The sequence below is a fragment of the Streptomyces sp. NBC_00234 genome, from assembly GCF_036195325.1.
Classification (GTDB): domain Bacteria; phylum Actinomycetota; class Actinomycetes; order Streptomycetales; family Streptomycetaceae; genus Streptomyces.
The window spans coordinates 5,244,242-5,269,173 of the sequence record NZ_CP108101.1; the positions used below are offsets into that span (position 1 = coordinate 5,244,242).

General features: G+C 69.1%; 21 protein-coding genes. 18 read left to right on the forward strand and 3 right to left on the reverse strand.

Annotation, left to right across the window (positions count from 1 at the left end):
- Positions 1-88 precede the first annotated feature (88 nt).
- From typA to OG230_RS23290, 12 genes are all read left to right on the forward strand, one after another.
- On the forward strand, positions 89-1,963 hold the full coding sequence (gene typA, locus OG230_RS23235) for a translational GTPase TypA (RefSeq protein WP_328905650.1): 1,875 nt from the start codon (positions 89-91) through the stop codon (positions 1,961-1,963).
- Positions 1,964-2,451: 488 nt separating this feature from the next.
- Complete coding sequence (locus tag OG230_RS23240) at positions 2,452-4,089, forward strand: peptide ABC transporter substrate-binding protein (RefSeq protein WP_328905651.1); 1,638 nt, start codon at positions 2,452-2,454, stop codon at positions 4,087-4,089.
- 170 nt (positions 4,090-4,259) lie between these two features.
- On the forward strand, positions 4,260-5,192 hold the full coding sequence (locus OG230_RS23245; RefSeq protein ID WP_328905652.1) for an ABC transporter permease: 933 nt from the start codon (positions 4,260-4,262) through the stop codon (positions 5,190-5,192).
- Positions 5,185-6,132, forward strand: a complete 948-nt coding sequence (locus OG230_RS23250; protein WP_328905653.1) for an ABC transporter permease — start codon at positions 5,185-5,187, stop codon at positions 6,130-6,132. Before OG230_RS23245 ends, OG230_RS23250 begins: the two co-directional genes overlap by 8 nt.
- Before the next feature lie 12 nt (positions 6,133-6,144).
- Positions 6,145-7,203, forward strand: coding sequence for an ABC transporter ATP-binding protein (locus OG230_RS23255; RefSeq protein ID WP_328905654.1), 1,059 nt, complete (start codon positions 6,145-6,147; stop codon positions 7,201-7,203).
- Positions 7,196-8,335 carry an ABC transporter ATP-binding protein gene (locus tag OG230_RS23260; RefSeq protein ID WP_328905655.1) on the forward strand — a complete coding sequence of 380 codons (1,140 nt, stop codon included), beginning with the start codon at positions 7,196-7,198 and terminating at the stop codon, positions 8,333-8,335. The genes OG230_RS23255 and OG230_RS23260 overlap by 8 nt, the downstream gene beginning before the upstream one ends.
- A gap of 354 nt (positions 8,336-8,689) precedes the next feature.
- Positions 8,690-10,321 (forward strand): peptide ABC transporter substrate-binding protein, encoded by a 1,632-nt coding sequence (locus OG230_RS23265; protein ID WP_328905656.1) that lies wholly within the window; start codon positions 8,690-8,692, stop codon positions 10,319-10,321.
- Positions 10,322-10,419: 98 nt separating this feature from the next.
- On the forward strand, positions 10,420-11,343 hold the full coding sequence (locus OG230_RS23270) for an ABC transporter permease (protein ID WP_328905657.1): 924 nt from the start codon (positions 10,420-10,422) through the stop codon (positions 11,341-11,343).
- Entirely contained in the window at positions 11,336-12,310 is a 975-nt protein-coding gene (locus tag OG230_RS23275) for an ABC transporter permease (RefSeq protein ID WP_328905658.1), read from the forward strand. The genes OG230_RS23270 and OG230_RS23275 overlap by 8 nt, the downstream gene beginning before the upstream one ends.
- A gap of 13 nt (positions 12,311-12,323) precedes the next feature.
- Positions 12,324-13,301, forward strand: coding sequence for an ABC transporter ATP-binding protein (locus tag OG230_RS23280; RefSeq protein ID WP_328905659.1), 978 nt, complete (start codon positions 12,324-12,326; stop codon positions 13,299-13,301).
- Entirely contained in the window at positions 13,291-14,532 is a 1,242-nt protein-coding gene (locus OG230_RS23285) for an ABC transporter ATP-binding protein (protein WP_328905660.1), read from the forward strand. The genes OG230_RS23280 and OG230_RS23285 overlap by 11 nt, the downstream gene beginning before the upstream one ends.
- 202 nt (positions 14,533-14,734) lie before the next feature.
- Positions 14,735-15,856, forward strand: coding sequence for a hypothetical protein (locus tag OG230_RS23290; RefSeq protein ID WP_328905661.1), 1,122 nt, complete (start codon positions 14,735-14,737; stop codon positions 15,854-15,856).
- A gap of 9 nt (positions 15,857-15,865) precedes the next feature.
- Here the strand turns inward: OG230_RS23290 and OG230_RS23295 are convergent, their stop codons facing one another.
- Positions 15,866-17,992, reverse strand: a complete 2,127-nt coding sequence (locus tag OG230_RS23295) for a S9 family peptidase (RefSeq protein WP_328905662.1) — start codon at positions 17,990-17,992, stop codon at positions 15,866-15,868.
- A 178-nt stretch (positions 17,993-18,170) separates the two neighbouring features.
- On the opposite strand from OG230_RS23295, the gene OG230_RS23300 reads away from it, so the two are divergent.
- From OG230_RS23300 to OG230_RS23320, 5 genes are all read left to right on the forward strand, one after another.
- Positions 18,171-18,365 (forward strand): hypothetical protein, encoded by a 195-nt coding sequence (locus OG230_RS23300; protein WP_014154257.1) that lies wholly within the window; start codon positions 18,171-18,173, stop codon positions 18,363-18,365.
- A gap of 51 nt (positions 18,366-18,416) precedes the next feature.
- Positions 18,417-19,334, forward strand: a complete 918-nt coding sequence (mshB, locus tag OG230_RS23305; protein ID WP_328905663.1) for an N-acetyl-1-D-myo-inositol-2-amino-2-deoxy-alpha-D-glucopyranoside deacetylase — start codon at positions 18,417-18,419, stop codon at positions 19,332-19,334.
- Complete coding sequence (locus tag OG230_RS23310; protein ID WP_328905664.1) at positions 19,331-19,789, forward strand: DUF6113 family protein; 459 nt, start codon at positions 19,331-19,333, stop codon at positions 19,787-19,789. Before mshB ends, OG230_RS23310 begins: the two co-directional genes overlap by 4 nt.
- 176 nt (positions 19,790-19,965) lie before the next feature.
- A complete protein-coding gene (locus OG230_RS23315) occupies positions 19,966-22,005 on the forward strand; it encodes a hypothetical protein (protein WP_443051357.1) in 2,040 nt (679 codons plus the stop codon).
- A 111-nt stretch (positions 22,006-22,116) separates the two neighbouring features.
- Positions 22,117-22,554: a VOC family protein gene (locus OG230_RS23320; RefSeq protein WP_328905666.1), complete on the forward strand. Its 438-nt coding sequence runs from the start codon at positions 22,117-22,119 to the stop codon at positions 22,552-22,554.
- Here the strand turns inward: OG230_RS23320 and OG230_RS23325 are convergent.
- Together OG230_RS23325 and OG230_RS23330 are read right to left on the reverse strand one after the other, a co-directional pair.
- Entirely contained in the window at positions 22,533-23,408 is an 876-nt protein-coding gene (locus OG230_RS23325; protein WP_328905667.1) for an isocitrate lyase/PEP mutase family protein, read from the reverse strand. The two genes, OG230_RS23320 and OG230_RS23325, sit on opposite strands and share 22 nt — an antisense overlap.
- 85 nt (positions 23,409-23,493) lie before the next feature.
- Positions 23,494-23,952: a hypothetical protein gene (locus tag OG230_RS23330; protein ID WP_328905668.1), complete on the reverse strand. Its 459-nt coding sequence runs from the start codon at positions 23,950-23,952 to the stop codon at positions 23,494-23,496.
- 128 nt (positions 23,953-24,080) lie between these two features.
- Here OG230_RS23330 and OG230_RS23335 point away from each other — a divergent pair, with 128 nt between their 5' ends.
- A complete protein-coding gene (locus tag OG230_RS23335) occupies positions 24,081-24,878 on the forward strand; it encodes an MBL fold metallo-hydrolase (RefSeq protein WP_328905669.1) in 798 nt (265 codons plus the stop codon).
- Positions 24,879-24,932: the final 54 nt, after the last annotated feature.

Below are 24,932 nucleotides of genomic sequence, written 5' to 3' on the forward strand. Positions count from 1 at the left end.
CCGTGGCGTGTCCGCCCGGCGGGCGTACGAGGACTCGAGACCGACTGAGACGCCTGATCCCACGATCCGAGAGAAGCGCAAGCCACCCATGCCCACGCGCCACGACATCCGTAACGTAGCCATCGTCGCCCACGTCGACCACGGCAAGACCACGCTGGTCGACGCCATGCTCAAGCAGGCCGGCGCCTTCGCCGCGCACGCCGCGGAGCACCTCGACGATCGCATGATGGACTCGAACGACCTGGAGCGTGAGAAGGGCATCACGATCCTGGCCAAGAACACGGCCGTCAAGTACCACCCGAAGGATGGCGGCGACGTCATCACCATCAACATCATCGACACCCCGGGCCACGCCGACTTCGGCGGTGAGGTCGAGCGCGGTCTCTCGATGGTGGACGCGGTCGTGCTGCTCGTCGATGCCTCCGAGGGCCCGCTCCCGCAGACCCGCTTCGTGCTCCGCAAGGCGCTCACGGCCAAGCTGCCGGTCATCCTCTGCATCAACAAGACCGACCGGCCGGACTCCCGGATCTCCGAGGTCATCGACGAGACGTACGACCTCTTCCTGGACCTGGACGCCGACGAGGACCAGATCGAGTTCCCGATCGTCTACGCCTGTGCCCGTGACGGCGTCGCCTCGCTGACCAAGCCCGAGGACGGCACGGTTCCGGCGGACAGCACCAACCTGGAGCCGTTCTTCAACACGATCCTCTCCACGGTTCCGGCTCCGGAGTACGACGCGGACGCGCCTCTCCAGGCCCACGTCACCAACCTGGACGCCGACAACTTCCTCGGCCGTATCGCGCTCTGCCGCGTCGAGCAGGGTGAGCTCCGCAAGGGCCAGACCGTCACGTGGATCAAGCGCGACGGTTCGATGTCCAACGTCCGCATCACCGAGCTGCTGATGACCGAGGCGCTCACCCGCAAGCCGGCCGAGATGGCGGGCCCCGGTGACATCTGTGCCATCGCCGGTATCCCGGACATCATGATCGGCGAGACCCTGGCCGACACCGAGAACCCGATCGCGCTGCCGCTCATCACGGTCGACGAGCCGGCCATCTCGATGACCATCGGTGCCAACACCTCGCCGCTGGTCGGCAAGGGCGGCAAGGGCCACAAGGTCACCGCGCGTCAGATCAAGGACCGTCTCGACCGCGAGCTGGTCGGTAACGTCTCGCTGCGCGTCCTGGACACCGAGCGTCCCGACGCCTGGGAGGTCCAGGGCCGTGGTGAGCTCGCGCTGGCCATCCTGGTCGAGCAGATGCGCCGTGAGGGCTTCGAGCTGACCGTCGGCAAGCCCGAGGTCGTCACCAAGCAGGTCGACGGCAAGACGCACGAGCCGATCGAGCGCATGACGATCGACTCGCCCGAGGAGCACCTCGGCGCCATCACGCAGCTGATGGCGACCCGTAAGGGCCGCATGGAGACGATGACGAACCACGGTTCGGGCTGGGTCCGCATGGAGTGGATCGTGCCGTCCCGCGGCCTCATCGGCTTCCGTACGGAGTTCCTGACGCAGACCCGCGGTACGGGCATCGCGCACTCGATCTTCGAGGGCCACGAGCCGTGGTTCGGCGAGCTGCGCACCCGTCACAACGGCTCGCTGGTCGCGGACCGTTCGGGCACGGTGACGCCGTTCGCGATGGTCAACCTCCAGGAGCGCGGTGTCATCTTCACGGAGGCCGGCACCGAGGTCTACGAGGGCATGATCATCGGCGAGAACTCCCGCGCCGACGACATGGACGTGAACATCACCAAGGAGAAGAAGCTCACCAACATGCGTGCGGCTTCCGCGGACACCACCGAGAACGTGGTGCCCGCGCGCAAGCTCTCCCTGGAGCAGTCCCTGGAGTTCTGCCGCGACGACGAGTGCATCGAGGTGACCCCGGAGACCGTGCGTATCCGCAAGGTCGTCCTGGACGCCAAGCAGCGTGGCCGCACGGCCTCGCGCGCCAAGAACGGCTGACGCGGCGTCGGCCGGCTGTGAGCACACTCACCGTGTGACGTGGTCGGTCCACATCCGGAGCGTCGGATTCAGTCGACGATCCGTCAGCACGAGGCATTGACAAGAGGTCCGGCCCCCCACGGAAACTGTGGGGGGCCGGACCTTTCGTCAATCACTTTTCCTGACCGAGGTGTCCGGATATCGGGCGTCGCTCTCCGGAACATGTGTTAACGGTCCGTTTCGGGGGTGTCTGTCTAGGATCAGTTTGTCCGGATTTCGGTCACACGGACCATGCTGATGTTGTCAAACCGAGACCCTTTAAGTGTGGTTTACAGCCTGGGCGTACCCAATAGTTGGCTCCATTGAGCTCGGGTCAATGGGTCACGCACTGTGGGGAGTGCCGACTCACGAGCACACTCGGGGCACTGAATCGATCGCCGTCAGGGGTGTCGGTAGATCTCTCCAGTGCCCCTCTTGTAGTCAAAAGTGGACTCATGAGGAGGAAACCCATGCGCGGTGCCAAGAGCGCCAAGTGGGTCGCGGGAGCGGCAATCATCGCCCTGGCCGCGACTGCCTGTGGCGGCGGCGAAGACGGCAACAAGGGCAACGAGAGTGCCAAGGGTGCAGTTGACCCCAACGGCATCTTCTCCATCGAGGTCGGTGAGCCGCAGAACCCGCTGCAGCCGGCGAACACGATGGAGTCGAACGGCAGCATCGTCACCGATGCGATCTTCTCGCAGCTGGTCGACTACGACCCGGCCGGCAAGCTTGAGATGATCAACGCCGAGTCGGTCGACACCACGGACTCCAAGCTGTGGACGGTCAAGCTCAAGAAGGACTGGAAGTTCCACGACGGGACCCCGGTCACCGCCGAGTCCTACGTCAAGGCGTGGAACTGGGCCGCCAACATCACCAACGCGCAGACCAACGCGTCCTGGTTCCAGGGCATCAAGGGCTACGCCGACGTGCACCCCGAGGGTGAAGGCGCCAAGCCGAAGGCCGACGCCATGTCCGGCCTGAAGATCGTGGACGACTACACGTTCACCATCGAGCTCGACGCCCCGCTGCCGTACTTCGCGTACAAGCTCGGCTACACGGTCTACTCCCCGCTCCCCGAGTCCTTCTACGCGGACCCGAAGGCCGCCGGCGAGAAGCCGGTCGGCAACGGCGCGTACAAGTTCGAGAGCTGGGACCACAAGAAGCAGATCAAGGTCGTCCGCAACGACGACTACAAGGGTCTCGACAAGGCGAAGAACGGTGGTGTGATCTTCAAGAACTACACCACCATCGAGACCGCCTACGAGGACCTGAAGTCGGGCAACGTCGACGTCCTCCGCCAGATCGGCCCGAAGGACCTCCCGGTCTACCGTGCCGACCTCGGTGACCGCGCTGTGGACAAGGCGTACTCCGCCATCCAGACGCTCGGTGTCGCGATGTACCAGAAGCAGTGGAAGGACACCGACCCCAAGGTCCTCCAGGGCCTGTCGATGGCCATCGACCGGGACACGATCACCAAGACGGTGCTCCAGGGCACCCGCGAGCCGGCCACCGGCTGGGTCGCCAAGGGCGTCCTCGGCTACCAGCCGAACGTCGCCGGTGACGTCACCAAGTACGACCCGGCGAAGGCCAAGGCCCTCATCAAGGAGGGTGGCGGTGTTCCGGGTAACAAGGTCTTCATCCAGTTCAACGCCGACGGCGGCCACAAGGAATGGGTCGAGGCTGTCTGCAACAGCATCACCCAGGCGACCGGCGTCGCGTGCGCCGGCGACTCCAAGGCCGACTTCCAGGCCGACCTTGACGCCCGTGACGCCAAGCAGGTCAAGTCCTTCTACCGCGGTGGCTGGGTGCTCGACTACCCGGTGAACGCCAACTTCATCTCTGACCTGTTCCGTACGGGTGCGGCCGGCAACAACGGCTTCTTCTCGAACAAGGAGCTCGACGCGAAGATCAAGGCCGCGGACACCGCGCCCTCGCTCGACGAGTCGGTCAAGGCGTACCAGGAGGTGGAGAAGGAGCTGGTCAACTACATGCCGACCATCCCGCTCTGGTACTACAAGGTCAACGCCGGCTACTCGGAGAAGGTCCAGAACGTCGACTACGCGCAGGACGGCGACCCGATCCTGACGCAGGTCGAGGTCAAGAAGTAACCACCGACGTAGTCCGCAGGCCGGTGATGGACCGAAACTGACATCGGTTCTGCGACACCAGCCTGCACGCAGTGGCCGGGGGGCCCTTCCGCGACACCGACGACCCTACGAGGGAGTCGGTGACGAGGGAGGGCCCGTCGGCTGCGGCGTGCCACTTACATGGAGGCACCATGGGGCGCTATGTCGCACGACGACTGCTCCAGATGATCCCGGTCTTCATCGGGACAACTCTGCTGATCTTCCTGATGGTCTACACGCTGCCCGGCGACCCCGTGCGGGGACTCTTCGGGGACAAGGGTGCGGACCCCGCGACTCTTGCTGCCATGCGGCACCAACTCGGCCTCGACCAGCCGATTCTGGTGCAGTACTGGGAATACATGAAGGGGATCGTCCTTCACTTCGACTTCGGCACCCAGATAGCCAGCGGCCGGCCGGTCACCGATGTACTCGGTGACGCGTTCCCGGTCACGCTGCGGCTCGCCGCGATGGCGTTCCTCATCGAGATCGTCCTCGGTCTCGGCCTGGGCATGGCCGCCGGCCTCCGCGCCGGCCGTCTGACCGACAACGTCGTCCTGGTACTGACGCTGCTGATCATCTCGATCCCGGTCTTCGTGCTCGGCTTCATCGTCAAGTCGGTGTTCGCGTTCGAGCTCGGCTGGATCGCACCGAACGTCTCGAACGAGGCGACGTGGGGCGAGTTGTTCACCCCGGCGATCGTCCTGGGCTCGCTCTCCCTGGCGTACGTGGCACGACTGACCCGTACGACGATGGCGGAGAACCTGCGCTCGGACTACATGCGCACGGCCGTCGCCAAGGGTCTTCCCAAGCGACGCATCGTGGGTGTCCACCTGATGCGCAACTCGCTGATCCCGGTCGTCACCTTCCTCGGCACCGACCTGGGTGCCCTGATGGGCGGCGCGGTCGTCACCGAGGGCCTCTTCAACGTGAAGGGCATCGGCGGCACCATCTTCGAGTCGATCGTCCGGCGCGAGGGCACCACCCTGGTCGGACTGGTCACCGTGCTGGTGCTCGTCTACCTCTTCATGAGCCTGCTCGTCGACCTGCTGTACGCGGTCCTGGACCCGAGGATCCGGTATGCCTGACATGACCAAGACCGCTCCCGCGCCCGACGAGGCCAAGGCTCCCATCGCGGACCCGTCGGCCGTCGTCAAGGCGGACAAGGCACGCAGCCTCTGGGGCGACGCGTGGCAGGACCTGCGCCGCAACTGGTACTTCATCATCTCCGCGGCCCTCATCGTGGTCCTCCTTCTGATCACGGCGTTCCCGAGCCTGTTCACCAGCGCCTCGCCCACCGCGGGCGACCTGGTGCACCACTTCCTGGGCAAGCCCGAGCTGAGCAAGATCGGTTCGCCCGAGTGGTTCGGTTACGACGGCCAGGGCCGCAGCGTCTACGCCCGTGTCATCTACGGCACCCGTGCCTCGGTGATCGTCGGCGTCGCGGTGACCCTCGCGGTGACCCTGTTCGGTGGTCTGATCGGCATGCTGTCCGGCTACTTCGGCGGCTGGATCGACGCGGTGCTCTCCGGATTCACCAACATCTTCCTCGGCCTGCCCTTCCTGCTCGGCGCGATGGTCGTCCTCCAGGCGTTCACGGACCGGTCGATCTGGGTGGTCGTCTTCGCCCTGGCGTTCCTCGGCTGGACCCAGATCGCGCGCGTCATGCGCGGTGCGGTGATCACCATCAAGCAGTCGGACTTCGTCCAGGCGGCCAGAGCACTCGGTGCGAGCACGCCTCGCATCCTGTTCCGGCACATCCTCCCGAACGTCATGGCTCCGGTCATCGTGGTCGCGACCATCTCGCTGGGTGTGTACATCTCGGCGGAGGCGACCCTGTCCTACCTGGGTCTCGGCCTGGCCTCGCCGACCGTTTCGTGGGGTATGGACATCTCCGGTGGTTCGGCCCAGATCCGGGTGGCCCAGCACATCCTGATCTACCCGTCGATCATGCTCAGCATCACCGTTCTGGCGTTCATCATGCTCGGCGAAGCCGTCCGTAACGCCCTCGACCCGAAGACGCGATAAGGAGGGGTGCACGTGACCACCATCGACAAGACCGCAGAAGTCCCGTCCCCGCGCTCGGGAGACGACCACGTCGGCCCGCTGCTCGAAGTCCGCGACCTGCACGTGGAGTTCCACACCCGCGACGGTGTGGCGAAGGCCGTCAACGGCGTCAACTACAGCGTCGACGCCGGTGAGACGCTCGCCGTCCTCGGCGAGTCGGGTTCCGGCAAGTCCGTGACGGCGCAGGCCATCATGGGCATCCTCGACATGCCGCCCGGCAAGATCCCGCAGGGCGAGATCTTCTTCCGCGGCCAGGACATGCTCAAGATGTCCTACGAGGAGCGGCGCAAGATCCGTGGCCAGAAGATCGCGATGATCTTCCAGGACGCGCTGTCCTCGCTGAACCCGGTCCTCACCGTCGGCTACCAGCTCGGCGAGATGTTCCGGGTCCACCAGGGCATGTCCAAGAAGGACGCGAAGGCCAAGGCCATCGAGCTGATGGACCAGGTCAAGATTCCGGCCGCCGCGGCCCGTGTCTCGGACTACCCGCACCAGTTCTCCGGCGGTATGCGCCAGCGCATCATGATCGCCATGGCGCTGGCCCTGGAGCCGGACCTGATCATCGCGGACGAGCCGACCACGGCCCTCGACGTGACGGTGCAGGCACAGGTCATGGACCTGCTCGCGGAGCTCCAGCGCGAGTACAACATGGGCCTGATCCTGATCACGCACGACCTCGGTGTCGTCGCGGACGTCGCCGACAAGATCGCCGTGATGTACGCGGGCCGGATCGTCGAGACCTCTCCGGTGCACGAGATCTACAAGCGCCCGGCGCACCCGTACACCAAGGGTCTGCTGGAGTCGATCCCGCGCCTGGACCAGAAGGGCCAGGAGCTCTTCGCGATCAAGGGCCTGCCGCCCAACCTGCTCCACGTGCCCTCGGGCTGTGCGTTCAACCCGCGCTGCACGATGGCGCAGGACATCTGCCGTACGGACATCCCGGCCCTGCGCCCGGTGACCGAGCAGGACGGTACCGATCTGGTCGGCCGCGGCAGCGCCTGCCACTTCTGGAAGGAGACGATCCATGGCTGACATCAAGAAAGAGTCCGTGGACGCCACCCCGAACGTCACCGAAGTGGCGACTGTGGACGCGGCCACCGAGGCGGAGGCCGTAGCCGCCATCGATGCGCCGGTCTCGCAGGGCGAACCGATCCTTCAGGTGCGCAACCTGGTCAAGCACTTCCCGCTGACCCAGGGCATCCTGTTCAAGAAGCAGGTCGGCGCGGTCAAGGCCGTGGACGGGATCTCCTTCGATCTCTTCGCGGGCGAGACGCTCGGCATCGTGGGCGAGTCCGGCTGTGGCAAGTCCACGGTCGCCAAGCTCCTGATGACGCTGGAGCGGGCCACCGCCGGCGAGGTCTTCTACAAGGGCCAGGACATCACCAAGCTGTCCGGCCGCGCGCTGAAGGCCGTGCGCCGCAACATCCAGATGGTGTTCCAGGACCCGTACACCTCGCTGAACCCGCGTATGACGGTCGGCGACATCATCGGGGAGCCGTACGACATCCACCCCGAGGTCGCGCCCAAGGGCGAGCGTCGCCGCAAGGTGCAGGACCTCCTGGACGTCGTGGGTCTCAACCCGGAGTACATCAACCGGTATCCGCACCAGTTCTCCGGCGGTCAGCGCCAGCGCATCGGTATCGCCCGCGGCCTCGCGCTCAACCCGGAGATCATCATCTGCGACGAGCCGGTCTCCGCGCTCGACGTGTCGGTGCAGGCACAGGTCATCAACCTGATGGGGAAGCTGCAGGACGAGTTCAACCTCTCCTACCTCTTCATCGCGCACGACCTGTCGATCGTCCGGCACATCTCGGACCGGGTCGGCGTCATGTACCTCGGCAAGATGGCCGAGATCGGTACCGACGAGCAGATCTACGAGCACCCGACGCACCCCTACACCCAGGCGCTGCTGTCGGCGGTTCCGGTTCCGGACCCGGAGGCCCGTGAGGGCCGCGAGCGGATCATCCTCTCCGGTGACGTCCCGTCGCCGGCGAACCCGCCGTCGGGCTGCCGCTTCCGCACCCGGTGCTGGAAGGCCGAGGACAAGTGCGCGACGGAGGTGCCGCTCCTGGCGGTCCCCGAGCGCTTCAAGTCCGTGGACTCTCCGGCCGCGCACGAGTCGGCGTGTCACTTCGCCGAGGAGAAGGCCGTCCTGGTCGGCTAGGGAGTGTCCGCAAAGTATCGTCGTCCACCCGAAGGGTGGGGCCGGCGGTGTCTGGTGCGTGCTCTCGCAAGGCGCCGGAGTGCCCTTGTAGCGGAGCTACTCGGGCATTTCGGCAACGCCGCGAGAGTGCGTGCCAGACGCCGCCGGCCAGACGAGACTTTGGGGACACGACCTAGGACGGTTCACGAGGGGCGTCCCCTTCGTCTCCACCGCCGGGCGGGCTCGATCATTCGAGCCCGCCCGGCGGTTTTGTGCTGTCCGGCCTCCACTGATGGCCTGTTTAACATGCGATCAGAAGTCAAATGGGGTGATATGGGGCATTGAGCTACTCAATGGATCTCTAGGAGGCACTTCATGCGCGGAGCCACACAAGCCAAGTGGGCCGCATGTGCGGTGGCCGTCGCCCTGGCAGCGACGGCCTGTGGCGGCGGGGACGACAGCGGCGGCGGCGGTGGCGCCGACGGGATCGTGAGCTCCTCCTGGGGCGATCCGCAGAACCCGCTGGAGCCGGCGAACACCAACGAGGTGCAGGGCGGCAAGGTCCTCGACATGATCGTCCGCGGCCTCAAGCGGTACGACCCGAAGACCGGCGAGGCCCAGAACATGCTCGCCGAGAGCATCGAGACGACGGACAACCAGACCTTCACGATCACGGTGAAGGACGGCTGGACCTTCAGCAACGGCGAGAAGATCACGTCCTCGTCGTTCGTGGATGCCTGGAACTACGGCGCCGCGCTGAAGAACAACCAGAAGAACTCCTACTTCTTCGGGTACATCGACGGCTACGACAAGGCGCACCCCGAGACCGGCAGTGCCTCGACCGACAAGCTCTCCGGGCTCAAGGTCGTCGACGACAAGACGTTCACCGTCAAGCTCACCCAGAAGTTCTCGCTCTGGCCGGACACCCTCGGCTACCCGGCCTTCGCGCCCCTGCCCAAGGCGTTCTTCACGGACCACGACGCCTGGCTCGCCAAGCCCATCGGCAACGGGCCGTACACCATCGAGGACTACGCCAAGGGCTCCTCCATGGACCTGCGCAAGTGGGACGACTACCCCGGTGACGACAAGGCGCAGAACGGTGGCATCGACCTCAAGGTCTACACCGACAACAACACCGCCTACACCGACCTGACGGCCGGCAACCTCGACCTCGTCGACGACGTGCCCGCCTCGCAGCTGAAGAACGTGGAAGCCGACCTCGGCGACCGGTACATCAACACCCCGGCCGGCATCATCCAGACCCTCGCCTTCCCGTTCTACGAGAAGGAGTGGGACACCCCGGCCGCCGCCAAGGTCCGCCAGGGGCTGTCGATGGCGATCAACCGCCAGCAGATCACCGACCAGATCTTCCAGAAGACCCGGACCCCCGCCTCCGACTGGACCTCCCCGGTCCTCGGCGAGGACGGCGGCTTCAAGAAGGGTCTGTGCGGCTCCCCGTGCGAGTACAACGCGGCGGAGGCCAAGAAGCTGATCGAGGACAACGGCGGCATCCCCGGCGGCCAGCTCAAGATCTCGTACAACGCGGACACCGGCTCCCACAAGGAATGGGTCGACGCCGTCTGCAACAGCATCAACAACGCCCTGGGCAACAACAAGGCGTGCGTCGGCGCCCCCGTCGGCACCTTCGCCGACTTCCGCAGCCAGGTCTCCCAGCAGAAGCTGACGGGCGCCTGGCGCGCGGGCTGGCAGATGGACTACCCGCTGATCCAGAACTTCCTCCAGCCGGTCTACTACACCAACGCCCCGTCCAACGACGGCAAGTGGAGCGACAAGAAGTTCGACGACCTGGTCAACAAGGCCAACGCCGAGAGCGACAGGGCCCAGGCCGTCTCCACGTTCCAGGACGCGGAGAAGGTGATGGTCGATCAGATGCCGGTCATCCCGCTCTGGTACCAGAACGGCAGCGCCGGCTACTCGGACCGCGTCGAGAACGTCGCGCTGAACCCGTTCAGCGTCCCGGTGTACGAAGAGATCAAGGTCAAGTGACGTAACGGGGCCGGGCCGGCCGGTGCCGACCCGGCACCGGCCTCCCGGCTTCGTACGTCCCACTGTTCGCCTGTTCGCCCCGACCCCCGGAGCCCTTCATGGGACGTTATGTGATCCGGCGGCTGCTGCAGATGATCCCCGTCTTCTTCGGCACCACGCTGTTGATCTTCCTCATGGTGAACGTGATGGGTGACCCCATCGCGGGCCTCTGCGGCGACCGCCAGTGCGACCCGGCGACCGCCGCCCAGCTGCGCGCGGAGTTCGGCCTCGACAAGCCCCTCTGGCAGCAATACCTGACCTACATGGGCAACGTCTTCACCGGCGACTTCGGCACCGCGTTCAACGGGCAGGAGGTCACCGAACTGATGGCCACCGCCTTCCCGATCACGATCCGGCTCACGATCGTGGCGCTCTTCTTCGAGATCGTCATCGGTATCAGCCTCGGTGTCGTCACCGGTCTGCGGCGGGGCCGCCCCATCGACACCTCCGTGCTGATCCTGACCCTGGTCGTCATCTCCATCCCGACCTTCGTCACCGGTCTGCTGCTCCAGCTCCTCCTCGGAGTGGAGTGGGGCATCATCAAACCGTCCGTCTCCTCGGAAGCGCCGTTCAACGAACTCATCATCCCGGGGCTCGTCGTCGCCTCCGTCTCCCTGGCGTACGTCACCCGGCTCACACGGACCTCGATCGCCGAGAACGCCCGCGCCGACTACGTCCGTACCGCTACGGCCAAGGGCCTGCCGAGGCGCCGCGTGGTGATCCGGCACCTGCTGCGCAACTCCCTGATCCCCGTCGTCACCTTCATCGGTACGGATGTCGGCGCACTGATGGGCGGAGCGATCGTCACGGAGCGGATCTTCAACATCCACGGCGTGGGCTACCAGCTCTACCAGGGCATCCTGCGCCAGAACTCCCAGACCGTCGTCGGCTTCGTCACCGTCCTGGTCCTGGTCTTCCTGGCCGCGAACCTGATCGTCGACCTGCTGTACGCCGTTCTCGACCCGAGGATCCGCTATGCCTGAGCAGACACCGGACGAGGCGATCTCGGCGGCCGGAGCCGGCGGGACGATGGACCTCGCACTGGACGAGGGCACCACCCTCGAGAAGACCCCCGGCGGCCCCCAGGGGACGGGCCCCTCGGGCAAGCCGCAGAGTCTGTGGTCCGACGCCTGGCGCGACCTGCGCCGCAACCCGGTCTTCATCATCTCCGCGCTGATCATCATCTTCCTGGTGATCATCTCGATCTGGCCGCAGCTGATCGCCTCGGGGGACCCCCTCGACTGCGACCTGGCCAAGGCCCAGGAGGGCTCCCAGCCCGGCTATCCGTTCGGCTTCGACGGGCAGGGCTGCGACGTCTACACCCGCGTCGTGTACGGAGCCAGGAACTCGGTGACCGTCGGCGTCTGCTCCACCATCGGAGTCACCCTGATCGGCAGTTTCCTGGGCGGCCTCGCCGGTTTCTACGGCGGCTGGTGGGACTCGATCCTCTCCCGCCTCACCGACGTCTTCTTCGGCATCCCGGTGGTCCTCGGCGGCCTGGTCTTCCTCTCCGTGGTGACCAGCTCGACCGTCTGGCCGGTGATCGGCTTCATCGTCCTGCTGGGCTGGCCGCAGCTCGCCCGTATCGCCCGTGGATCGGTCATCACGGCCAAGCACAACGACTACGTCCAGGCGGCCCGCGCACTCGGCGCGTCCAACTCCCGGATGATGCTGCGCCACATCGCGCCCAACGCCGTCGCCCCGGTCATCGTCGTGGCCACGATCGCGCTGGGTACGTACATCTCCCTGGAAGCGACCCTCTCGTTCCTCGGCGTAGGTCTGAAACCGCCGGCCGTCTCGTGGGGCATCGACATCTCCGCCGCGGCCCCGTACATCCGCAACGCCCCGCACATGCTGCTCTGGCCCGCCGGAGCGCTGGCGATCACCGTGCTCGCGTTCATCATGCTCGGCGACGCGGTGCGCGACGCCCTCGACCCCAAGCTGCGCTGAGGAGCCCGTTGCCATGTTGCTCGAAGTGCGCGATCTGCACGTGGAGTTCCACACCCGCGAGGGGGTGGCCAAAGCCGTCAACGGGGTCAACTACTCGGTGGCCGAGGGCGAGACGCTCGCCGTCCTCGGCGAGTCCGGCTCCGGCAAGTCGGTCACCGCACAGGCCGTCATGGGCATCCTCGACATGCCGCCGGGGAAGATCAGCGGTGGCGAGATCCTCTTCAAGGGCCGCGATCTGCTGAAGCTCAAGAAGGAGGAGCGCCGGAAGATCCGTGGCGAGGAGATGGCCATGATCTTCCAGGACGCGCTGTCCTCCCTGAACCCGGTGCTGACCGTGGGCGAGCAGCTCGGCGAGATGTTCGTCGTGCACCGCGGCATGTCCCGCAAGGACGCCAGGGCGAAGTCGGTCGAGCTGATGGACCGGGTCCGCATCCCGGCCGCCAAGGAGCGGGTGGGGAACTATCCGCACCAGTTCTCCGGCGGTATGCGCCAGCGCATCATGATCGCCATGGCGCTGGCGCTGGAACCCTCCCTGATCATCGCGGACGAGCCGACCACGGCGCTCGACGTGACGGTGCAGGCGCAGGTCATGGACCTGCTGGCGGAGCTCCAGCGCGAGCTGAACATGGGGCTGATCCTGATCACGCACGACCTGGGAGTCGTCGCGGACGTCGCCGACAAGATCGCCGTGATGTACGCGGGCCGGATCGTCGAGACCTCGCCCGTCCACGACATCTACAAGGCCCCGGCCCACCCGTACACCAAGGGCCTGCTGCGGTCGATCCCGCGCCTGGACCAGAAGGGCGGGGAGCTGTACGCGATCAAGGGCCTGCCGCCCAACCTGCTGCACATCCCGCCCGGCTGTGCCTTCAACCCCCGCTGCCCGATGGCCCAGGACGTGTGCCGTACGGACGTGCCGCCGCTGTACCGGGTGTCCGAGGACCGCCAGAGCGCCTGCCACTTCTGGAAGGAGACGCTCGATGAACGCTGATCAGTCCGGCGGACGGAAGGAAGACCGCGAGGAGGGCGAGGTGGCCTCCACCCTGCTGTCCAAGGAACGGGCCGGGACGGCGTACGCGGACGGTGACCCGATCCTGGAGGTCCGCGACCTCGTCAAGCACTACCCGCTGACCCAGGGCATCCTGATCAAGAAGCAGGTCGGCGCCGTCAAGGCGGTCGACGGGGTCTCCTTCGACCTGGCGGCGGGCGAGACGCTCGGCATCGTGGGGGAGTCGGGCTGCGGCAAGTCGACCGTCGCGAAGATGCTGGTGCACCTTGAGCAGCCGACCGCGGGCGCGATCCGGTACAAGGGCGAGGACGTCACCAAGCTGTCGGGGCGTGCGCTGAAGGCCGTGCGCCGCAACATCCAGATGGTGTTCCAGGACCCGTACACCTCGCTGAACCCGCGTATGACGGTCGGCGACATCATCGGGGAGCCGTACGAGATCCACCCCGAGGTGGCCCCCAAGGGCAGCCGGCGCCGGAAGGTGCAGGACCTCCTGGACGTGGTCGGCCTCAACCCGGAGTACATCAACCGCTATCCGCACCAGTTCTCCGGCGGTCAGCGCCAGCGCATCGGCATCGCCCGCGGCCTCGCGCTCAACCCGGAGATCATCGTCGCCGACGAGCCGGTCTCCGCCCTCGACGTGTCGGTGCAGGCCCAGGTCGTGAACCTGCTGGACAGCCTCCAGAGCGAGTTCAACCTGAGCTTCGTGTTCATCGCGCACGACCTGTCGATCGTCCGGCACATCTCCGACCGGGTCGGCGTGATGTACCTGGGCCGGATCGTGGAGATCGGCACCGACGAGGAGATCTACGAGCACCCCACCCATCCGTACACCCAGGCGCTGCTCTCCGCCGTGCCGGTGCCCGACCCGATGGCCCGTGAGTTCCGTGAGCGGATCATCCTGCACGGCGACGTGCCCTCGCCGGCCAACCCGCCGTCGGGCTGCCGCTTCCGCACCCGCTGCTGGAAGGCGCAGGAGCGGTGCGAGCTCGAAGTCCCGCTGCTGGCGGTGCCGGCGGCCTTCCGGCTGTCGGAGACCGCGGCGAGCCACGACTCCGCGTGCCACTTCGCGGAGGAGAAGCGGGTCGTACCGGAGGAGGGGCGACTGGCCGCACCGCCGGCGCAGGGGCCCGTGGCGGAGGAGCAGGAGCCGGGTACGGAGGTCAGGAAGGAACCCGGGCAGGAGCCGGGGGAGCAGGGTGACATTCCGTCATAAAAGTCCATGAAATTCGTTTACACAGAGGCAACTTGGCTGTCGCGGCACCGATATACGAACGCTCCATGATGAACAGCGTACGGCCGTGCGGGTGCCGTGAACCGGCCGGGGTGTCGTCATGTCGCCCCGGCCGGTTACCCGTTCCCCCTCTTCCCTTTTGGCCCTCTTGTTCAATGGCGGGCCGCGGTGGAGTATCGCTGGGGTGACACTCACACGGGGAGCGAGAATCACCGGCGCCGTCCTCTGTTCCGTGCTCGCCGTGATGGTCGCGGGCTGGGTCGTGAGGGACGTCGGGACGGCCGGTCGGCCACTCGATCTGCTGCGCTACTGGGCGGGGTACGCCGACGCGCGCCCGGACACGCTGCCCGCGACCTCGCAGAGCGACCTCGTCCTGTTCGTCGTCTACGTCTTCGCCGCCTTCGCGGCCGTGCGCTCGTCGGTGGCCGCCTCGGCGCTCGTCACCACCGGCCTGGTCACGCTCCTGCTCCGGCTGCCCGCGGTCTGGAACATCGGGGCGTCCTGGACGGACGGGCGGTACGCGGACGAGCTCCGCGCCAGGGCGCTGATCGGGACGTTCGTGGCCCTGGCGGCGGCCCTCGCCCTCGTCGTCACCGGAGCGGCGGGCCGCAGGCCGCCGGAGGACTTCTACGAGCCGCGGCCCACCAGGCCCGGTACGGGCGCCTCGGCCGTCGCCTTCCTGGCGCTGGGCGCGGCCGGTGCGGTGATGATCGCCTGGGAGGTGCGTCAGCTGCTCACGTTCCCCTCCTCCGTCTACCCGGACTGGTTCGTCGGAGGGCCGAACACACGCATGGAGCTGACCGACGCCCCGCCCGGCTGGACCAACGCGACGATCGCCCTGCTCTGCCTGGTCGTGGCGGTCAGCGCGCTGGTCCACGCGGTCCACTCCCGGACCCTCGGCGTGATCGTGTCCGGATTCGTGCTGACGGCCGGGGCGCTCGGCATCGCCCGCGCCCTGCACCACCGGCTCCTGGAGCACTTCGGTGAGCTGGGGACCGAGCTCCAGCTCACCCTGCTCTCCTGGTGCTTCCTGGCCGCCGCCGGGGCCACCGCGCTGATCGCCCTGGCCCGCAGGGGCTTCGAGGACGTCCCCGCCGGCCCGGACCGGGGCCGGGGCACGGGGTACGGCTACCCGTCGGGCGGCCCGGGCCCCGGCTACGGGTACCCGCCGGACGACGTCCCCGGGCAGGGGCCCGGCTACGGCTATCCGCAGGGCGGTGCCCCCGGACAGGGCCCCGGTTACGGCTATCCGCAGGGCGGCGGCTTCGGACCGCCGCCGCCCTCGTCCCGGCCGCCCGGCTGGTGAAAGGCGGCCCTACGCGCCGGTCAGGCCCAGGGAGCGCCTGAGGAAGTCGACCTGGAGCAGCAGCAGATTCTCCGCGACCTGCTCCTGCGGGGTCATGTGCGTCACCCCGCTCAGCGGGAGCACCTCGTGGGGCCGCCCCGCCGCGAGCAGCGCCGAGGACAGCCGCAGGGCGTGGGCGACCACCACGTTGTCGTCCGCGAGGCCGTGGACGATCATCAGCGGCCGTACCTGCCCGGCGGGCTCGGACAGCCCGTCGTCGGTCGTCAGGGCGTTGTGGGCGTACACCTCGGGATGCTGGGCGGGGTCGCCGAGATAGCGCTCGGTGTAGTGGGTGTCGTAGAGCCGCCAGTCGGTCACCGGGGCGCCGGCGACGGCCGCGTGGAAGACGTCCGGGCGGCGCAGCACCGCGAGCGCCGCGAGGTAGCCGCCGTACGACCAGCCGCGGATCGCGACCTTGGAGAGGTCCAGCGGGAAGCGTTCGGCGAGCGCGTGCAGGGCCTCGATCTGGTCGTCGAGGGTGAGGGGGAAGTCGTCCTTGATCGCCTTCTCCCAGCCGGGCGAGCGTCCCGGTGCGCCCCGGCCGTCCGCGACGACCACGGCGAAGCCCTGGTCCGCGAACCACTGGGAGGTGAGGTGGGCGTTGTGCGCGGCGACCACCCGGCGGCCGTGCGGCCCGCCGTACGGATCCATCAGTACCGGAAGCGGACCGTCCGACTCCTTATATCCCGTTGGGAGCAGCACAGCGCACGGAATCCGCCGTGCGCCCCCCTCGGTGAGCCGCACGTCCGCGGAGAGGACCGGCGTCTCCGCGTACGTCGTCACCGTGGCGGCCGGCTTGCCGTTCCGCAGCACCTGCGCGGACAGTCCGGGCCGGTCCGGGCAGGCCGAGACCAGCACGGTCACCGCGCCCGAACGGACCGCCGTGTGCACACCCACCCCCTCGGAAATCCGTTCGATACCGAGCTCGTTCACCCGGTACACATGGCTCTGACCGGTCTCCGGATCGGTCGCCTCCTCGCCCGCCGTCGCCGCGACCAGCACATCCGACTCCCCGATGTGCAGCACCGCCTGGATGTGCAACTGCGCCCCGGTCAGCGGCCGGTCGCCGACCGCGAGCACGCGCGCACCGCCCTCGTCGGCGATCCGCACGAGCCGCCCGTCGGGCGCCCACGCGGGCACCCCGGGAAACAGATCCAGCCACACCGGGTCCTCGTCGACATGGACCGTGCGCGTCGTGCCGCTCTCCGTGTCGACGGCCAGATGGAGCTGACTGCGCTGGTCGCGGGCTTGTACGAGGAGCAGCGGAGCTCCCGCGGACGACCAGTGCACCTCGGCCAGATACGGAAAGCGCGCGCGGTCCCACACCACCTCGGTGCGGGCCCCGTCCAGATCCATGACGAAGAGCCGCACCTCCGCGTTGGGCGAGCCCGCCGCCGGGTACGCCGCCTCGGTGGGCTTGCGCTCGGGATGCGCGGGATCGGCGATCCACCAGCGCTGTACGGCGCTGTCGTCGACCCGGGCGACCAGCAGCCGGTCCGAGTCCGGCGACCACCAGAAGCCCCGCGAGCGCTGCATCTCCTCGGCCGCGACGAACTCCGCGAGACCGTACGAGGTGTGCGCGTCCTCCGGCTCGGCGACCGCCCGGTCCCCGTCGCCCTCCGCCCCCACGACCCGCAGCGAACCCCGCGTGACATAGGCGATGTGCCGGCCGTCGGGGGAGGGGCGGGGGTCGATCACCGGACCGGGCACCGGCAGCGCCCGCGCCGTCCCGGCCCGCAGCTCGGCCACGTACACCTTCCCGGAGAGCGCGAACGCCGCCAACTCGGCCGCCCCGTCCACCGCGTAGCCGACGATGCCCGCCGAGCCCTCCCGGCTGCGCTCGCGGCGGGCCCGCTCCTGCGGTGAGAGCCGCTCCGCCGAACCGCCCAGCAGGGCCCCGGGATCGGCGGCGATCCGCTCCTCGCCGGTCGAGGGGTCCAGCACCCAGAGCCGGTTCGTCCGGTCGGTGCCGGAGGCCGAGCGCAGGAAGATCACCCGCGTCCCGTCCGGTGAGACGGTGAATGCGCGGGGGGCGCCAAGAGTGAAGCGCTGAGTCCGTGCGTACTGGCGGGGAAAGGACAGCTTCTGCGAGGTCATGGCCACGAACTTAGAGGGTCGGACCCCTCTCGGCGCGGGTCCCGTGCGCCCCTCGTGCTGCTGTGCCCCGAACAATGCGTTGGCACGGATAGTTATGATCCGTAGCGCTCGGTGGGTAAGAACCCGCTGGCTCCATGTGTGCTGCCCGTCCCGACCGTACTGATGGAGGTGAACCGCCGTGGCACTCTCGATTTCGGCGGTGGTGCTGCTGGCGATCGTCGTCTTCCTGCTGATCCGGAAATCCGGACTGAAGGGCGGACATGCGGTGGTCTGCATGTTGCTCGGGTTCTATCTCGCCAGCTCGTCGATCGCCCCCACCATCTCGGAGGTGACCTCGAACGTGGCAGGCATGATCGGGGGCATCAAGTTCTGACGTGTGGGGCGGTCGGTCCCCGGAGCCCCGGCGGCTCGTAGGGTGGTCCCCATGAAGGACCTTCCCGCCCGCCGTCTGCTCCTGGTGCACGCGCACCCCGACGACGAGTCGATCAACAACGGCGCCACCATGGCCAGGTACGCGGCCGAGGGCGCCCACGTCACCCTGGTGACGTGCACACTCGGCGAGGAGGGCGAGGTCATCCCGCCGGAGCTCGCTCACCTCGCCGCCGACCGGGACGACACCCTGGGCACCCACCGCATCGGTGAACTCACCGCCGCGATGCGGGAGCTCGGGGTCACCGACCACCGCTTCCTGGGCGGCCCCGGCCGGTACCGCGACTCCGGGATGATGGGCACCGAACAGAACCGCCGCCCGGGCGCGTTCTGGGCCGCGCCCGTGGACGAGGCCGCCGGGCATCTCGTCGAGGTGATCCGCTCGGTGCGCCCCCAGGTCCTCGTCACGTACGACCCCGACGGCGGCTACGGGCACCCCGATCACATCCAGGCCCACCGCGTGGCGACGCGCGCCGCCGAGCTGGCCGCCGACCCCGCGTACCGCCCGTCCTCCGGAGCCCCGCACGCGATCGCGAAGATCTACTGGAACCGCGTGCCGCGCCCCGTCGTGGAAGAGGGATTCGCCCGGCTGCGGGCCGACGCACCGGGCATCTTCCCTGGAATCGCCGCGGTCGACGACGTGCCGGGCGTGGTCGACGAGGCGCTGGTCACCACCGAGATCGAGGGTGCGGAATTCGCCGGAGCGAAGACCGCCGCGATGCGGGCGCACGCCACCCAGGTCGCCGTGGACGGCCCCTTCTTCGCCCTGTCGAACGACCTCGGGCAGCCCGTCTTCACCACCGAGTACTACCAGTTGGTCCACGGCACCCCGGAGCGCGGCGAGGGCGTTCGCGAGAGCGACCTCTTCGCCGGAGTGCCGGACCCGACAGGCACACCGGGAGCACCGGAATGAACAGCAGGCGCCCACGGGCCTCCTCGAAGGCCCCGCGCACCAACGCACCGCCCAGGAGCCCCGAACCCACCGGCCTGGCGGCCCCGCTGAACCCCGCCCGGATCGGCGTCTACGTCGGCCTCGCGGTCCTCGGCGCACTCGTCGCCCTCGCGGGCACACTCGTCCAAGCCGCCTGGTTCCCGGGCGGCTTGCTCATCGCGCTCGCCTCCTGCGCCGGACTCTTCTACGGCGGCCGGGTGCTGGTGGGCACCCAGCTCGGCGCGCTGGCCCCGGCCGCGGGCTGGCTCGTCGCGGTGGTGCTCCTGCTCAGTGGCCGCCCCGAAGGCGACTACGTCTTCGGCGACGAACTCGGCCTGGCCCTTTTCATGCTCGGCGGGATGGCTCTCGCTGTGATGTGCGCCACCACGTCCCGGCTGCCACAATCGGCCACCAACAGCGGCCGACCTGGCACCTGATGTGCCACGTCCGCTCCCGGAATGCCCCCCCGCAGGTGTGATGCCGGAGTGGAGGTTTCACCCGGTGGCGGAGTGTCTCTCGGCGGCGGCCAGTATGGTGGTGCGCGCGCCGAGCCGTCCCCTGGCCTGCGGCATGGGGGAAGTACGGGCGGCGGAGCCAATCGGGAGAACCTGCTTTGAGTCGTGAAACTGACAGTTCGTCCTCCGGGCCCCAGGGGCGCGGTGGAGCCGCGTATCCGTCGGGCACGCCGCCGTACGGATCCCGCCAGTATCCGTCGCTCCACCCGTCGCAGGACGGTCCGGAGGCGACTCCGGAGCCTGCGGAGCCGCCCCGGCCCGAGGAACCCAGAACCGAGACGACGCTGACGACGCGCATCCGGATCAACATCCCCGGGTCGCGCCCCATCCCGCCGGTCGTGATGCGTACGCCGATGGCTGACGGAGACACGTCCGGCGGACGTCCGGACGCCGAGCGCACGGGCAGCACGCCGCGCCCCGGCGCGGCCACCCCGTCCGCCTCCGCGAACGGCGCCGGGAGCGGACCCGGCCCCGACGGACGGGACGGCGGCCCCGCCGACGAACCGCCCGCGGACAAGCCGGCCAAGGAGAAGAGCGGAAGCGACTGGTTCGCCCCGCGCAAGGCGCCGACGACCACCTCGGTCGCCGGCTCCTCCGGCGCACCCGCGGACGGCCCAGGCCGGACGCCCGCACCGGCCCCGACGCCGCCCCGCGCCGACCTGCCGTACTTCTCGGACGCCCCGCAGCGCCCCGGCGACCAGGGCGCGCCCCGCCCCGGCGGCAGCGCTCTCGACGGGCTCGGCGCCGAGGCGCCGGGCGGTCCGAGGGACACGCCGAACCTCGGTGTGCGTACGCCGGGTCCGGCAGGGCCCACGACCGGTCCCGTCACCGGCGGCTCGTCCCTCACACCGAACCTCGACGGAGTCCACGGCCTGGGCCCCGGCGGTCCGGCGGGCGCCCGCTCGGCGTTCCCGCCCGGCCCCGGTGGCGTACCGCCGCGGATGTCCGACGACACGGCGATCCTGACGCCGCAGGCACCGGCCCCCGAGCCGGGGCCCGGTGGCCACGTCTCCGGTGACACGCTGACCAGCGGCATCCCCGTCGTTCCGACGGACGCCCGCTCCCCGTTCGCGCCCGGCCCCGGTGGGCCGGGAGGCGCACGGACCGACGCGGCGATGGGCAGCGGGCCCGGCGTTCCGTCGCCCGCCCCCGCGCCCCGTCCCGTGCCGAAGGCCGCCGCACCCGCGAAGAAGGGCCGCTCCAAGCTGGTCCTGCTCGGCGCGGGCGTCGTCGTCCTGGCCGGTGTCGCCTACGGCGCCGGTCTGCTGCTGAACCACTCCGAGGTGCCCAAGGGCACCACCGTCCTCGGCGTCGACATCGGCGGCGGGACGAAGGAGGAAGCGGTCGGCAAACTGGAAGCGGCGCTGGGCGAGCGGGCCACGGCCCCCCTCCAGCTGTCCGTGGACGGCAAGACGGAGAAGCTCGTCCCGCAGAAGGCCGGACTCACCCTGGACAGCCAGGAGACAGTCCGAGAGGCGGCGGGCAGCGACTACAACCCGGTCTCGGTGATCGGTTCCCTCTTCGGCGGAGAGCGCCCGGCCGACCCGGTGATCCCCGTCGACGAGGAGAAACTCGGAGTCGCGCTGACCGACCTGGCGGGCATCTCGGGTACGGCGCACGACGGCACGATCAAGTTCGAGCCGAACAAGGCCATCGCGGTCCCGGGCCGCACGGGCAAGGCGCTGGACGTCAACCAGTCGCTGATCTCGGTACGCGACGCCTACCGCGCGCAGGTGCAGACCGGCACGTCGAGCGTCGTCGAGCTGCCCGTCACGAGCCGCGAACCGAGCATCACCCAGGCCGAACTGGACCGGGCGATGAACGAGTTCGCCAAGCCCGCGATGTCCGGCCTCATCACCATCCAGGCCGGACCGAAGGAGATCGACTTCGGCCCGGCGCGGTCCCTGCCGCAGATCCTGTCGATGAAGGCGATCGACGGCCGGCTCGTCGACTACTACGACAAGAAGGCGATCGACACCCTGCTCGACGGCGTGTTCGACGGCGTCATGGCGGTCAAGGGCGACGGAAAGAAGCACCAGGTCAGCGCGGACGACGTGGCGCAGGCCATGAAGACCGCCCTGGTCGGCAAGACAGCAGCGGAGCGGACCGTCAGGATCGACCTGACCGGCAGCGGCTGACCCGCCCTGTCGCGCCCGCGACGACGCCCCCGGCCGGACTTCCGGCCGGGGGCGTCGTCATGCCACGGATGTGACACCCTTCCTGGTCCCGTACCCCGAGGAGGAGGACCCGTGCCGACCAAGTGGAGCCTGACGGTCGACTGCGCCCGCCCGGGCGAGCTGGCGAAGTTCTGGGCGCTCGCCCTGGGCTACGTAGAGAAGCCCCCGCCGGCCGGTTTCGCCGACTGGAACGCGTGGCTCGCCCACCACGGCATTCCGGAGGAGGAGTGGGACGACGGTGCCTACCTGTCCGACCCGGACGGCGTCGGGCCCGGCATCTCCTTCCTGAAGGTGCCGGAAGCGAAGGTGGTGAAGAACCGCATGCACCTGGACGTGCAGGCCGGAGGGGGCCGCGAGACGCCGTGGGAGGTGCGGTGGCCGCGGGTGCTCGCGACGGTCGAGCGGCTGACGGCCGCCGGGGCGACGGTGATCCGCGAGCACGAGATGCAGGGCAGGCCCGACCACGTGGAGATGGCGGACCCGGAGGGTCACGAGTTCTGCGTGGTCTGATCCGTGTCCCTCAGCGCCCCGTCCCGGCCGGCCAGGAGCGCGTTCAGCTCCTGATAGGCGAGCGGCTCGCCGAGCGCGGCGTACGTGCCGGTGGCGAACAGCTCCCGGGCCGCCCGGCGGGCCACCGCGTAGGCGGCCTCGGCCACGGCCGAGCCGAGACTCACCCGGGCCGCACCGAGCCTGCCGAGCTCGGCCACGGAGGGCGCTCCCGGGCCGGCCAGCACGTTGAGCGGGACGGAGACCCGCTCCGCCAGCACGGCCACCTCGGCGGGGTCCAGGAGGCCGGGGACGAAGATCCCGTCGGCCCCGGCGTCGGCGTAGGCAGCCGCGCGCTCCAGCGTCCGCCCGAGCCGGCCGGCGGGGTCGCCGTCCGGACGGAGGCAGGTGTCGATCCGCGCGTTGACGAACAGCGCGATCCCCGCCGCGTCCGCTGCGGCCCGGGCCGCGGCGAGGTACGCGGCCTGCTCCTTCACGGGGCGCAGCGTGCCGGGCCTGTCATGTGCGGCGTCCTCGATGTTGACGCCCACCGCGCCGGCGTCCAGGACACCTCTGACCGTCTCCGCGACCGCGTCCGGGCCGTCGGCGTAACCGCTCTCGATGTCGGCGGTGACCGGGACGCGGACCGCGGCGGTCACCCGGGCGATGTGTTCGAGGGCCCGGCGCCTCGACAGCCGGCCGCCGTCCGCCACCCCCAGGCTCCAGGACGCCCCCGCGCTGGTGGTGGCGACCGCGAGCGCACCGGCGTCCTCGGCGATGCGGGCACTGGCGGCGTCCCACGCGTTGGCGAGGGCGAGCGGAGCGGTTCCGTGGTGCAGGGCGTGGAAGGCCAGAGCCTTGTCGCGCAGTTCGTTCATGAGGCAACTTCACCAGCCGGGAGCGGTTCCGTCCGGCGGATTTCCGACATGGCCGTCGCGTAGGGCGGGTGTGGTGCGGCGTCGGCTACCGCGTCGTGGAGGCGTAGGCGAGGAGCCCGACGACGCCGACCACGCAGACGATGACGACCCAGGAGGTGAAGCTCGTGTGTCTCCCCTTCACCTTCCTCGGCCCGCTGCCCTTGCTCCCTCTCCGGCCCTGCCCTGCGGACTGGGCCCGCACGGGTCCGCTCGGCCCGGCGGCGGCGTCTGCCAGCAACCGGCGGCAGGCCGCCGCCAGTTCGCTCGTTCCGGCCGAGAGGCTCACGATCTGCTCCGAGCGCGCCGGTGCGGTGGTGCCGCCTTCGAGGATGCGGCCGACCCGGACCAGGGCCTCGTTCCGGCGCCCGGTCGGGGTGAGGCTGATCCAGCGCTGGATGTGCTCCCCGCGGATGACGAAGCCTCCGCCCCGCTCCCGGTACACGGTGTGCTCCCGCCACAGGACATTGGCCAACTCCGTGGCCGTCTCCCTGAGTTGCGTATCCACGCCCTCCCCCTCCGCAGTACCCAGAATCGAACAAGCACATGACTTTAGTCATATGGGCACTCCACGGCGGCGTCGGGTCCGGAGCGGACGCGCGGAGTTCGGTTCATCGGCGTACGTAGAATCCGCCGATGGCAGACAACGCACCACGCCTCACCGTCCTGGGCAGCGCGACGCCCTTCCCGAGCGCCGACAACGCCTGTTCCGGCTATCTGCTGTCCGCCGGGGACACCCATGTGTGGATGGACGCGGGCACGGGAACGCTCGCCGCACTCCAACGTCACATCGCCTTCGAGCAGGTGGACGCCATCTGGATATCCCATCTGCACGCTGACCACACGGCGGACCTGCTCACCGCCTTCTACGCCGCGCTCTACTCCGGCATCCGGCTCCCCGCGCCGATCCCGCTGTACGGTCCGCCCGGCATCGCCGAACGGCTGGCCCACTTCCTCACCAACTCCGCCCGGCGCAGCCCCGTCGAAGCGGCCTTCGAGGTGCACGAACTGCACGACGGACACCAGGCGCGGATCGGCCCTCTCGAACTCACCAGCGCCGAGGTCGCGCATGGCATGCCCGCTTTCGCCGTGCGTATCGAGGACAAGGGCGCGGACGGCGGCGGAGTGCTCGTCTACTCGGGAGACACGGCGCCCTGCGCGTCCCTGGTCGCACTGGCGGCCGGCTGCGACGTGCTGCTGTGCGAGGCGGACAGCAGCACCGTGACGGCCGGCGAACCACGGGTCCACCACACCCCCGAGGAGGCCGGCGAGACCGCGCGCCGAGCCGCCGCCCACCGGCTCGTGGTGACCCATGTGGGCCCCGGCATGACACCCCAGGAGGCCGTGTCACGTGCCGGGACCTCCTACGGCGGACCGGTCGAACACGCCGCTCCGGGAAGCTCGTTCGCCCTGCGCCGGGTGGTGACGGGGTAGCGCGTACGGCCCGGAGCCCTCGGCCGGCGCCCGGGTGGAAGCCGGTCGCGGCCC